The sequence below is a fragment of the Streptomyces sp. NPDC055189 genome (genome assembly GCF_053606765.1).
Genome location: NZ_JBSGSG010000101.1, coordinates 20,102 through 31,842 on the forward strand (window position 1 = coordinate 20,102; position 11,741 = coordinate 31,842).

Annotated in this window: 11 protein-coding genes; 7 read left to right on the forward strand and 4 right to left on the reverse strand. The window is 71.7% G+C overall.

Annotated elements, in window-relative coordinates; translation table 11 throughout:
• Nucleotides 1-68: 68 nt before the first annotated feature.
• The 4 genes from ACWFR3_RS40750 to argH all read right to left on the reverse strand — a co-directional run bounded on the left by ACWFR3_RS40750 (nt 69) and on the right by argH (nt 4,765).
• On the reverse strand, nt 69-1,610 hold the full coding sequence (locus ACWFR3_RS40750; protein WP_453739762.1) for an MFS transporter: 1,542 nt from the start codon (nt 1,608-1,610) through the stop codon (nt 69-71).
• Nucleotides 1,607-2,158, reverse strand: coding sequence for a TetR/AcrR family transcriptional regulator (locus ACWFR3_RS40755; protein ID WP_453739763.1), 552 nt, complete (start codon nt 2,156-2,158; stop codon nt 1,607-1,609). Before ACWFR3_RS40755 ends, ACWFR3_RS40750 begins: the two co-directional genes overlap by 4 nt.
• Nucleotides 2,159-2,262: 104 nt before the next feature.
• Nucleotides 2,263-3,237, reverse strand: a complete 975-nt coding sequence (locus ACWFR3_RS40760; RefSeq protein WP_453739764.1) for an aldo/keto reductase — start codon at nt 3,235-3,237, stop codon at nt 2,263-2,265.
• A gap of 97 nt (nt 3,238-3,334) precedes the next feature.
• A complete protein-coding gene (gene argH / locus ACWFR3_RS40765; protein WP_453739765.1) occupies nt 3,335-4,765 on the reverse strand; it encodes an argininosuccinate lyase in 1,431 nt (476 codons plus the stop codon).
• Nucleotides 4,766-4,906: 141 nt separating this feature from the next.
• Between argH and ACWFR3_RS40770 the strand changes: the two genes are divergently transcribed.
• From ACWFR3_RS40770 to ACWFR3_RS40800, 7 genes are all read left to right on the forward strand, one after another.
• On the forward strand, nt 4,907-5,494 hold the full coding sequence (locus ACWFR3_RS40770; protein WP_453739766.1) for a pyridoxamine 5'-phosphate oxidase family protein: 588 nt from the start codon (nt 4,907-4,909) through the stop codon (nt 5,492-5,494).
• Between the two features lie 3 nt (nt 5,495-5,497).
• Nucleotides 5,498-6,214 carry a L,D-transpeptidase family protein gene (locus ACWFR3_RS40775; protein WP_453739767.1) on the forward strand — a complete coding sequence of 239 codons (717 nt, stop codon included), beginning with the start codon at nt 5,498-5,500 and terminating at the stop codon, nt 6,212-6,214.
• A gap of 104 nt (nt 6,215-6,318) precedes the next feature.
• Nucleotides 6,319-7,314: a bile acid:sodium symporter family protein gene (locus ACWFR3_RS40780; protein ID WP_453739773.1), complete on the forward strand. Its 996-nt coding sequence runs from the start codon at nt 6,319-6,321 to the stop codon at nt 7,312-7,314.
• A 94-nt stretch (nt 7,315-7,408) separates the two neighbouring features.
• The gene (locus tag ACWFR3_RS40785) at nt 7,409-8,125 is read left to right on the forward strand and encodes a GntR family transcriptional regulator (RefSeq protein WP_453739768.1); all 717 of its coding nucleotides are present in this window, start codon (nt 7,409-7,411) and stop codon (nt 8,123-8,125) included.
• On the forward strand, nt 8,125-9,129 hold the full coding sequence (locus tag ACWFR3_RS40790; RefSeq protein WP_453739769.1) for an ADP-ribosylglycohydrolase family protein: 1,005 nt from the start codon (nt 8,125-8,127) through the stop codon (nt 9,127-9,129). The genes ACWFR3_RS40785 and ACWFR3_RS40790 overlap by 1 nt, the downstream gene beginning before the upstream one ends.
• A 55-nt stretch (nt 9,130-9,184) precedes the next feature.
• Nucleotides 9,185-10,654, forward strand: coding sequence for a purine-cytosine permease family protein (locus ACWFR3_RS40795; protein ID WP_453739770.1), 1,470 nt, complete (start codon nt 9,185-9,187; stop codon nt 10,652-10,654).
• Nucleotides 10,651-11,628: a PfkB family carbohydrate kinase gene (locus ACWFR3_RS40800; RefSeq protein ID WP_453739771.1), complete on the forward strand. Its 978-nt coding sequence runs from the start codon at nt 10,651-10,653 to the stop codon at nt 11,626-11,628. Before ACWFR3_RS40795 ends, ACWFR3_RS40800 begins: the two co-directional genes overlap by 4 nt.
• The last annotated feature ends 113 nt before the right edge of the window (nt 11,629-11,741 follow it).

Sequence of the window (11,741 nt, forward strand, 5' to 3'; positions counted from 1 at the left end):
GGGCGCGGGGAACTGCGCGACCAGCCACGAAGTACCCGCAGACGCGAGGCTCACGCGACGGCCCGGCATCAGTGCTCGACGCCGTCCTCCAGCTTCGAACCCTTCAAGAGGAACCACGCCGCCACCGCCGTGGCGAGGAGTACCCCCGCGCCCACGCCCGCGGCCAGGCGCAGGCCGTCCACGAAGGCGTCCTGGGCCGAGGTGAGGAGGGCGTGGGACTCGTGGGCCGGGAGGCCCGCCGTAGACTCCACGGCGCCGCCGAGGGACTCATGCGCGGCGGCCGCCACGTCCGGCGGAGTGCCCGCCGGTGCGGTGAAGCCTCGGTAGACGCCGGTCACGATGGAGCCGAGCAGGGCGATGCCGAGTGCCGCGCCCAGTTCGTACGCCGTCTCGGAGACCGCGGACGCGGCGCCCGCCTGCTCCTTGGGCACGCTGGAGAGGATCACGTCGGCGGTCACCGTGAACGAGAAGCCCGCGCCGATGCCGACGACCAGGAGCGAGGCCCCGAGCAGCGGATAGCCGGTGCTCTGGCTCAGCGTGGTGAGCGCCGCAAGGGCGATGCCCACCGCCGCGAGTCCGCCGGCCACCACCGCGCGCACGGAGAACCGCCGCGCGACCACGCCCGCGATCAGACCGGCCGCCACCGCGCCCACCGCGGCGGGCAGCTCGGCGAGGCCCGCCTCGAACGGCCGCCTTCCCTGGACCAGCTGCAGGAACTGGGAGAGGAAGAAGACCAGGCCCGAGAGCCCGAGCACCGTGAGGAGATCGGCGAGCACCGCACCGGAGAACCCCCGGTTGCGGAAGAGCCGCATGTCCAGGAGCGGCGCCGTCAGCGTGAGCTGGCGCCGCACGAACCAGGTGAGCGCCGCCACGCCGAGCACGGCCGCCACCGCGACGTCCCAGCGGATGCCGTGCGCCGCCGCCTCCTTGATGGCGTACACGACGGCGATCATGCCGATGAGCGAGAGCACGACGCTGATCAGGTCCCAGGGGCCGGGCGCCGGATTCTTCGACTCGGGCAGGAACTTGATGCCGACGAGGACCAGGACCGCCATCACCGGCAGGTTGATCAGAAAGACCGAGCCCCACCAGAAGTGTTCGAGCAGGAAACCGCCGACGACCGGGCCGACGGCGGCACCCGCCGACGCCATCGCGCCCCAGATGCCGACCGCGAGGCTGCGCTCGCGCGGGTCGTGGAAGATGTTCCGGATCAGCGCCAGCGTGGACGGCATCAGCGTCGCACCCGCCACGCCGAGCAGCGCCCGGGCCAGCATGAGGAGCTCGGGGGTGGTCGCGTAGGCGTTGAGGACCGAGACTCCGCCGAAGGCGACGGCGCCGATCAGCAGGAGCTTCTTGCGGCCGATGCGGTCGCCGAGGCTGCCCATGGAGACGAGCAGACCGGCGATGACGAACGAGTACACGTCGCCGATCCACAGCAACTGCGTGCCGGTCGGCTTGAGGTCCTCGCTGATGTACGGCGTCGCAAGGCCCAGCACCGTCGCGTCCACGGCGACGAGCAGCACGGCGAGGACCAGCACGGCAAGCGCGAGCCAGCGGCCGGGGCTGCGCTCGACCTCCGCCGACGCGGTCCGCTGTTCGATGCTGGTCATGGTTCCACTCTCCGTTGCGCGCCGCCGATCAGCAGCTCGGCGATCATGTGTGTGAAGTCCTTGGCGGCCACGCGGCCGTCCAGTACGGCCCAGGCGCCGGCGCCGATGAGTCCGTACAGCGCCTCCGTGAGCCAGACGGAGCTCAGGTCGATGCGGAACTCGCCGCTCTCCTGACCACGCCTGAAGAGCGCGCCGATGCTGTCGTCGAGCCGGGACCAGCCCTCGTTCTGCGGTTCGTCCTCGAAGAGCTGGTTCTCGGTGACGAGGAACGCGAGCAGACCCGCTGCCGACTGGATCTCCTTCACCAGGCGGCGCAACGCCTCCTCGGCGCTGTCCTCACCGAGCCGGGCCGCCTCCAGGGCGGCCTCGCACTCCTGGATGCCGAGCTCTTCCAGGGCGCGTACGAGAGCGTCGCGCCCGGCGAAGTGGCGGTGCAGGGTGGCACGGCTGATCCCCGCCGCGCGCGCCACCTCGTCCATCGTGGCGGAGCCTTTGCGGGTGAGGAGCGCCGCCGCGCTGCGCAGCACCTGGTCGCGATCGACTGACATGAGACAACCATAGACCAGGTGAGACATTTTTGTCTCACGAGATACATGTGACGGTCACCCGGAGGTCGTGACGGTCACCCGGAAGTCGTCCGGAAGGAAGGCCCTCAGTGCCAGGGCAGCTGCCCGCGCCGCTCCCAGTACGCGCCCGGCTCCTCGGCGAGGCCCGCGAGGCGCTCCAGCTGCTCCGCGTCGAGGTCGACGGCCGCCGCGTGCAGGTTCGAGACGAGCTGGACCGAGGTGGCGGCGCCGGAGAGGACCACGCCCGCCCACGGCTGGCGCAGGACGAGGGCGAGGGCCACCGCGTCGCTGCCGAGCCCGGTCGCCTCCGCGATCTCGCGCAGGGGTGCGGGGGCGTGCGGGTCCGCGAGGCGGCCGTTGGCCATGCCCTCCTTGACCAGGACGGTGAGCCCCGCGTCATGGGCCTCGGCAAGGGCGGGGCCCGCCGAGGTCTCCAGGGCGTTGTAGGTGGCCTGGACGGTGCGGAAGAGCGGCTCGCCGTCCACGGTCACATCCAGGGCGGCACGGATCGCGGCGGCCTGCTCCGGGCCGCTGACCGAGAGCCCGACGGTCACGCCGCCCGCGGCCAGCCCGGCGAGTTCGGCGTGCAGTTCCTTGTCGCCCAGCGCGGGGCTCTCCGGCGTCACCGAGTGGATCTGGTAGAGGTCGAGCCGCTCGCCGAGCAGTTCGGCGCTCTCCTCGCGCTGGCGGAGGTACGCGGCGACGCTGTGGTCCTTGACCTCGTGCGGCGGCGCGGCGTCGGCGTTCCAGGCGGCCGTGTACGTGTAGCCCCACTTGCTGCCGATGACGACGTCCGTGATGTCGGGCCTCGCGTGCAGCCAGTCGGCGAGGAACTCCTCGGAACGGCCGTAGGAGCGCGCCACGTCGAGGTACCGGACGCCCGACGCGTAGGCGGCGTCGAGGAGTTCGATGGTGCGCTCGCGCAGGGCCTCGACGCTGCGTGAGGGCGGCAGGTCGGCGTCGCGGCCGAGCGTGATGTAGCCGGGCCTGCCGACGGCGGCGAGGCCGAAGCCGATGTGGGCGGTGGGGGTCGTTGCAGCGGCCAGACGCGAGAAAGGCATCGCGGGCTCCGTTCGGTCGGCTCCTTCGGCTTCTTGCGGAAGAACGACCAACGTAACCCGCGATGCCCACGTCAACGCGGCACGCGCTGCCCCGGCGTCACTTACGCGCCGCGGCCCACTCCTGCTGGACCGTCAGATCGGCCTTGACCTCGGCGAGCTGAGTGGCGACGGCCGAAGGAGCGGTGCCGCCGCGGCCGTTGCGGGACGCCAGGGCGCCGGGGACGTTCAGGACGGTGCGCACCTCGGGGGTGAGGTGCTCGGAGATCTTCGCGAACTGCTCGTCCGTCAGCTGGTCGAGCTCGATGCCGTGCGCCTCGCACTCCTTGACGCACTCGCCCGCGACCTCATGGGCGACACGGAACGGCACGCCCTGCTTGACCAGCCACTCGGCGATGTCCGTGGCGAGCGAGAACCCGGCCGGGGCCAGCTCCTCCATGCGCTCGCGGTGCACGGTGAGCGTCGCCATCATGCCGGTGAAGGCGGGCAGCAGGACCTCCAGCTGGTCGCAGGAGTCGATGACCGGCTCCTTGTCCTCCTGGAGGTCGCGGTTGTACGCGAGCGGGAGCGCCTTGAGGGTGGCCATCAGGCCCGTCAGGTTGCCGATGAGACGGCCCGACTTGCCGCGCGCCAGCTCGGCGATGTCCGGGTTCTTTTTCTGCGGCATGATCGACGAGCCGGTCGAGAACGCGTCGTGCAGCGTGACGAAGGAGAACTCCTTCGTGTTCCAGATGATGATCTCCTCGGCGATCCGGGAGAGGTTCACGCCGATCATCGCGGTGACGAAGGCGAACTCCGCCGCGAAGTCGCGCGACGCCGTCCCGTCGATGGAGTTGGCCACCGAGCCGCGCTCGAAGCCGAGGTCGGCGGCGACCGCCTCGGGGTCGAGGCCGAGCGAGGATCCCGCCAGGGCGCCCGAGCCGTACGGCGATACGGCCGTGCGCTCGTCCCACTGCCGCAGGCGTTCGGCGTCCCGGGAGAGGGACTGGACATGCGCCAGGACGTGGTGCGCGAAGAGCACGGGCTGGGCGTGCTGGAGGTGCGTACGCCCCGGCATGGCGACGTCCGGGTGCGCCTCGGCCAGGCCGACGAGCGCGCCCTGGAGGTCGGCGATCAGGCCGCCGATGATCCGGGCGTGGTCCCGCAGGTACATCCGGAAGAGCGTCGCCACCTGGTCGTTGCGCGAGCGGCCCGCGCGCAGCTTGCCGCCGAGGTCCGGGCCGAGCCGCTCCAGGAGACCGCGCTCCAGGGCGGTGTGCACGTCCTCGTCCGCGATGGTGCCGACGAACTCGCCCGAGGCGACGTCGGCCTCCAGCAGGTCGAGCCCGGCCAGCATGCGGGTCAGCTCGTCCTCGGTGAGCAGGCCCGCCTTGTGGAGCACGCGCGCGTGGGCGCGGGAACCGGCGATGTCGTACGGCGCGAGGCACCAGTCGAAGTGGACCGAGGCCGACAGCTTGGCCAGGGCCTCTGCCGGGCCGTCCGCGAACCGGCCGCCCCAGAGCCGGACGTCACCGCCGTTGTTGCTGCTCACTTCACGTACTCCCTTAGCCTGCATTCGCCGTCATGCATGATTATGCAGACTCCCGTATGTTTCGTCAATCCAGTCGCGATCGCGAGACGACGCGCGAAGTCGTTAGACAGACGAACGAGTCGCGGCGAATAATCCCTGGTCATGGGAAAGACTTACGAACGCATAGACGGCAGACTCCGCTCGTTCATCGAGGCCCAGCCCCTCTTCTTCGCCGCGACCGCGCCTCTCTCGGGCGACGGCACGGTCAATCTCTCCCCCAAAGGTCTCACCGGCTCCTTCGCCGTCGTCGACGAACACACCGTGGCCTATCTGGACTTCGCGGGCAGCACCGCGGAGACGGTCGCGCACCTGCGCGAGAACGGCCGCATCACCCTCATGTGGTGCGCCTTCCAGGGCCCGCCGAACATCGTCCGGGTGCACGGCCGCGGCGAACCCGTCTTCCGTGACGACCCCCGCTGGGCCGACCTGCTCGGCCACTTCCCCGGCATCGACCCGACCCCCCACGGCCTGCGCGCGATCATCGTCGTGACGGCCGAACTCGTCCGTGACAGCTGCGGATACGCGGTCCCCCACATGTCGTACGACGAGGACCGCGACCTGCACGGCAGGCGCTTCGCGCGCGAGGACGACGCGTCGCTGAGCGAGTACTTCACCAAGAAGGAGCACATCGCACGGAGCATCGACGGCCTGCCCGGGCTGCCGCTGCCCCTGCCTCCCCGTACGGTCTGAGCCATGCGCCCCCGTGCCGTCGCCCTCGCGTCCGCAGCCGCCCTCGTCCTGGCCGTCACCGGCACCCTCGGCGCCGCACCGCCCCGCGCGAGCCTCCCGCTGCCGGACCGGATGGCCGACACGGGCGGCGGCACCCAGCTCATCACCGCCAGGGCCGCGCGCACCGGCTCCACCACCGGCACCGTGACGTGGTGGGACCGCAGCGGCGGGCGGTGGCTGCGGGCCGGGTCGGCGGCGGCACGCTTCGGGGCGGGCGGCCTGGTGGAGGGCGGCTCCCGCAAGCAGGGCACGAACACGACGCCCACCGGGCTCTTCCGCCTCCCGTACGCCTTCGGGATCAAGGCCGCGCCGCCCGGCACGCGCTACACGTACCGCCGCGTCGGGAAGAACTCCTGGTGGTGCCAGGACAACGCCTCCCGCTCCTACAACCGCTGGACCCAGCCCCGCCACCGCGACTGCCGCGCCGCCGAGTCCGAGCACCTCATCACCTACGACCCGCAGTACGCGCACGCCCTGGTGATCGGCTTCAACTACGACCGGCCGGTGCGGGGGCGCGGTGCCGGGATCTTCCTGCACGTCAACGGGCGCGGGGCGACGGCGGGCTGCGTGTCGGTGCCGCAGGACGCGATGCGGCGGATTCTCGCGTGGGCCGACGAGAAGCGGCGTCCGCACATCGCCATCGGCACGGACTCCGGGGCGACGGCGATCGGGCGGTACTGACACCGTTCGGACGGCAGGTCGCGGGCCGGTCCCGCGCGGGTCGCGACAGCTCCATGTACCGACCACATATCGAGACGGGTTTGCGTCCGCACGGGGCGGCGGCGTTGCATCGCCGGGTGCAGACCGAACAGACGATCCCCAGCTCCACGCAGGCCGGCGACAAGGCGGCCCGCCTCGCCGTCACGGTCTTCCCCGTCCTCGTACTCGTCGCGGGCGCGCTCGGCCTGCTGACGCCGGACACCTTCAAGAGCTGGGGCACGAACGTCCCGTACCTCCTGGGCCTCGTCATGTTCTGCATGGGGCTCACCATGACCCCGCTCGACTTCCAGGGCGTCGTCAAGCGGCCCTGGGCCGTCGCGCTCGGCCTGGTCGCGCACTACGTGATCATGCCGGGGCTCGGCTGGCTGATCGCCCACGCGCTCGGGCTCTCGCCCCAGCTCGCGGCCGGTGTGATCCTCGTCGGCTGCGCGCCGAGCGGCACCGCATCCAACGTCGTGACCTATCTGGCGCGCGGCGACGTGGCCCTTTCCGTCTCGGTGGCCACCGTCTCCACCGTGCTCGCGCCGCTCGTCACGCCGCCGCTGACACTGCTGCTCGCGGGCGAGTACCTGCCCGTGGACGCGGGCTCGATGGTCACGGACATCCTCAAGACCGTGCTGCTCCCGGTGTTCGCCGGCCTTGTCGTACGCCTGCTGTTCGGCCGCTACATCAAGCGAATACTCAGCGCCCTGCCCTGGCTCTCCGCCCTCACCATCGCCGTCATCGTGGCCGTCGTGGTCGCGGGCAGTGCGGCGGCCATCAAGTCGGCCGCCCTCCTGGTGTTCCTCGCCGTCGTGCTGCACAACGGCCTCGGCCTCGCGCTCGGCTACGGCGCGGGCAAGCTGGCCCGCCTGGGCCCGCCCGCCTCGCGCGCCATGGCCTTCGAGGTCGGCATGCAGAACTCGGGCCTCGCCGCGTCGCTCGCCACGGCCCACTTCAGCCCGCTGGCCGCGCTGCCCGCCGCCGTGTTCTCCGTGTGGCACAACGTCTCGGGGGCCCTGGTCGCCGCCTGGATGTCGCACCGGGCGCGGCGCGCCGAGAAGCAGGCCGTACAGGCCTGACGGGCCCTGGCCGCAGCGCCCGCAAAAGTTCACTGAGCAAATAATCTGCCGCAAACCGTAGACGGGACGGATCAGCTCCGCTTACCGTCTAGACATGCCTGGACAGGTTCACAAACATCATCGCGTCGCGCACGTGCTCGCCGACGAGATCCGCGCCGGGGTGCACGCCGACGGCAGCCGTCTCCCCGGCGAGCACGCCCTGCGGGAGCGGTTCGGGGTCAGTCGCACCACCGTGCGCCAGGCGCTGAGCGTGCTCGGCGAGCAGGGCCTCATCGAGACGCACGCGGGCATCGGTTCGCTCGTCACCTTCGACGGCACCCCGCTCGACCAGAAGCTCGGCTGGACCCGGGCCCTCGCCGACCAGGGCACCGAGCTCTCGACGGACACCCTGCGCTTCGAGCGGATCGCCGACCCGGAACTCGCCGTCGAACTCGGCCTCGCGGACACGCACTTCATCGCCCTGGACCGCGTCAGGCGCCTGCCCGACGGCGCGGGCATCTCCCTGGAGCGCAGCCGCGTCCCGGCCGTGCCCGCCCTCGCCGATCTGCCCGAGCGCGGCCTCGAAGGCGGCTCCCTGAACCGCACCCTGCTCGCCGCCGGCCATGTCGCCGCGTCGAGCGACGCCCACATCACGGTGTCCGGCCTCGGCGACGAGGACGCGGGGCTCCTGCACCGCTCGCCCGGCGAACCGTTCATCCGGCTCGCCCAGGTCTTCCGCGATGCCGAGGGAGAGGTCGTGGAGCAGGTGTCCAGCCTGCTCGACCCGTCCCGGTTCCAACTGCACGTACGCACCGGCCGAGGAGGCCACTGATGACCACCGCACCGCCCGACCTTCTCGACCGCGCGCTCGGCGCGTTCTACGGACTCGCGCTCGGCGACGCCCTGGGCATGCCGACCCAGATCATGTCCCGCGAGGACGTCGTACGGGTCTACGGCCACGTCACCGGATTCGAGGCCTCCCGGTCCGACAACCCCGTGAGTGCGGGCATGCCCGCCGGTTCCATCACCGACGACACCGACCAGGCGGTCATCGTGGCGCGGCTGCTCGTCGAGGGCGGCGGGCACATCGAGCCGCTGCGGTTCGCCGACGAACTCCTCTCCTGGGAGCGGGAGATGAAGGACAAGGGCTCCTTCGACCTGCTCGGCCCGTCCACCAAGGCCGCCCTGGACGCCGTCGCGGGCGGCACCGACCCCAAGGAGGCGGGCAAGTACGGCACCACGAACGGCGCCGCGATGCGCGTCACCCCGGTCGGCATCGCCTTCGCGGCCGATCCGCTGCCGGACTTCCTCGACCGGGTCGTGGAGTCCTGCCAGGTCACCCACGACACGAACGTCGGCATCGCGGGCGCGGCGGCCGTCGCCGCCGCGGTGAGCACCGGCGTCGCGGGCGGCACCCTCGACCAGGCCTTCGACGCGGCGATCACCGCCGCCGATGCGGGCGCCCGGCGCGGCAACTGGATCGCCGGGGCCGACATCTCCGCCCGCATCGCCTGGGCCCGCGAGCTGGTGGCCGGCCTGGACGAGGCCACGGCCCTCGACCGCATCGTCGCCCTCATCGGCACCAGCGTCGCCAGCCAGGAGTCGGTGCCCGCCGCGTTCGCGGTGCTCGCGCTGACCGGCGGCGACCCGTGGCGCAGCACGCTCCTGGCCGCGAACCTCGGCGGCGACAGCGACACGATCGGCGCGATCGCGGGCGCGATCGCCGGTTCGGTGCACGGCCTCTCGGGCCTGCCCGCCGACGCCGTACGCACCCTGCGCACGGTCAACAGCCTCGAACTCGCGCCGCTGACGGCCCAGCTGCTCACCCACCGCTAACCCCCTCCCCTGTACCCGCCCCCCTTCCCCACGTACCGCGCAAGGAGGTTCCGCCATGGACGCTTCGACGAAGAACGTTTCGGTCGGCACCGTAGAGACCCGAGGGATCGAGCCGGTCCCCGACAGTGAGCGTCACGGCCACGCGGGCCAGATGTTCTGGACCTGGTTCGCCGCCAACATCTCGATCCTTGGCCTACCGCTCGGCGCGACGCTCGTCGCCTTCCGCGGACTGAACATCTGGCAGGCCGCGCTGGTCGCGATCGTCGGCGCGTTCGGCTCGTTCGCGCTGGTGGGGGCGTTGAGCCTGGCGGGCAAGAAGGGCGGCGCGCCCGCGCTCACCCTCTCCCGCGCGGTGTTCGGACAACGGGGCAACGCGGGCCCGACCCTGATCTCCTGGCTGAGCCGGGTCGGCTGGGAGACGATCACGACGACCACGGCGGCGTACGCGCTGCTCGCCCTGCTCGGGGTGGCCTTCGGCGTCGACCAGAACACCTTCCTGACCGTGCTCTGCCTGCTGGTCTTCATCGCCTGCACGCTGCTGATCAGCGGCCTCGGACACGCCACGATCATGTGGATCAACAAGTGGGCCACGGTCCTGTTCGGCGTTCTCAACCTGATCGTGATGGGCTTCCTGGTCGCCACGGTCGACTGGTCGAAGGTCCTCGACACCCCGGCGGGACCGACCAGCGGTGTCATCGCGGGCATCGGCTTCATCGCCGCGGGCACGGGCATCGGCTGGGCCAACGCCGGTGCGGACTACGCCCGTTACCTGCCTCGTACGATCCCGGGCCGCCGCCTGATCACCGCGTCGGCCTTCGGCGCGGGCATCCCCCTCGTGCTGCTCATCTCGCTCGGCTCGCTCCTGACGGCGGGCGACCCGTCGCTGGCCACTTCCTCCGACCCGGTCTCCGCGATCAACGCGATGCTGCCGTCCTGGATGGCGATCCCGTATCTGATCGCGGCCTTCGGCGGCCTGCTGATGTCGAACCACCTGTCGACGTACTCCGCGGGCCTCACCATGATCACGCTGGGCCTGCGGGTGCCGCGGGCCTGGGCCGTGCTCATCGACATCGTGCTGATGTTCCTCGGCGGCATCTACTTCATGCTGATCGCGGACGACTTCTACGGCCCGTTCTCCGCCTTCCTGACGCTGCTCGCCGTGCCGATCTCCGCCTGGATCGGGGTGATCGCGGTCGACATGATGCGGGGCCGCGACTACGACCCCGAGGCCCTGATGGACACCTCACGGACCAGCCGCTACTGGTACACCGGCGGCTTCCGGCTGCCCGCCGTGCTCGCCTGGGTGGCGTCGATCGTCTCGGGCCTCCTGTTCACGACCGCCGGTACGGGCTCGGACGACGTGTGGTTCTCCGGGCCGCTCGCCGACACCTGGCCCGGCGTCAACGGCCTGGGCTGGGCGGTGGCCATCGTGGTGGGCGGCGCGGTGTACGCGGCCTTCGGCGGGCGCGGCCGTCCGTCCACAACCCCCTCTTCCTCCCCGGCACTTGAGGAGTCCGTCCGATGAGCACCACCACCGCGTCCTCTCCCCGCCTCGTCCTGGCGGGGAACGTCATCGCCGACCTCGTCATCGAGGTTCCCGCGCTGCCCGAACGCGGCGGCGACGTCATCGGCTCCCGTACGGAGCTGTACGCGGGCGGCGGCTTCAACGCACTGACGGCGGCGCGGCGCCTGGGGGCCGATGCGGTGTACGCGGGGCTGCACGGGACCGGGCCCTACGGGGACCTCGTCCGCCGCTCCCTCGCCGCCGAGGGCATCTCGACCCTGCATCCGGTGCGGGAGGACGGGGACACGGGGTTCTGTGTGGCCCTGGTCGACGGCGGGGGCGAGCGGACGTTCGTCACCAGCTTCGGCGTGGACGCGCGGATGACGGCGGCGGAGACGGACGCCGTCGCGGGGGCGCTGCGGGCGGGCGACACCGTGCAGTTGTCCGGGTACAGCCTCGTGATGGAGGTCAATGGCCCGCTGCTTTCCGCCTTCGCGGCGGGCCTGCCGGGTGATGTGCGGGTCTGCTTCGATCCGGGGCCGCTGGTCGCCGACATTCCTGCGGGTGTGCTCGACCCCGTCCTCGCCCGGACGGACTGGCTGAGCTGCAACGCGCGTGAGGCCCGCCTGATGAGCGGTCACTCCGAGCCGCGGGCTGCCGCTGCCGCCCTGCTCGGGCGGCTGGCACCGGGGGCGGGGGTGCTTGTGCGGGCCGACAAGGACGGCTGCTGGTTGGCTGCGCCTGGCTCGGGCGGGGATGTGGTGCATGTGCCGGGGTTCCCCGTCGACGCCGTGGACAGCAATGGCGCCGGGGATGCCCATGTCGGGGCTTTCCTCGCCCTGTTGGGGCGGGGGCTCGATCCCCTCACGGCGGCGCGGGGGGCGAACGCGGCGGCGGCGTACGCGGTGACCCGCCGGGGGCCCGCTACGGCTCCGGGGGCGGCGGAGCTGGCTTCGTTCCTGGGGGATGACCCCCTGGGTGAACTGCTGAGGTAAGGGCGGTCTGCGGGGCTCTCCCCAATCCCGCCCCTTCCCGAAACCATGGGGCTCCGCCCCCTGGACCCCCGACAAGATGTCCTCAAACGCCGGACGGGCTGAATATCTTCAGC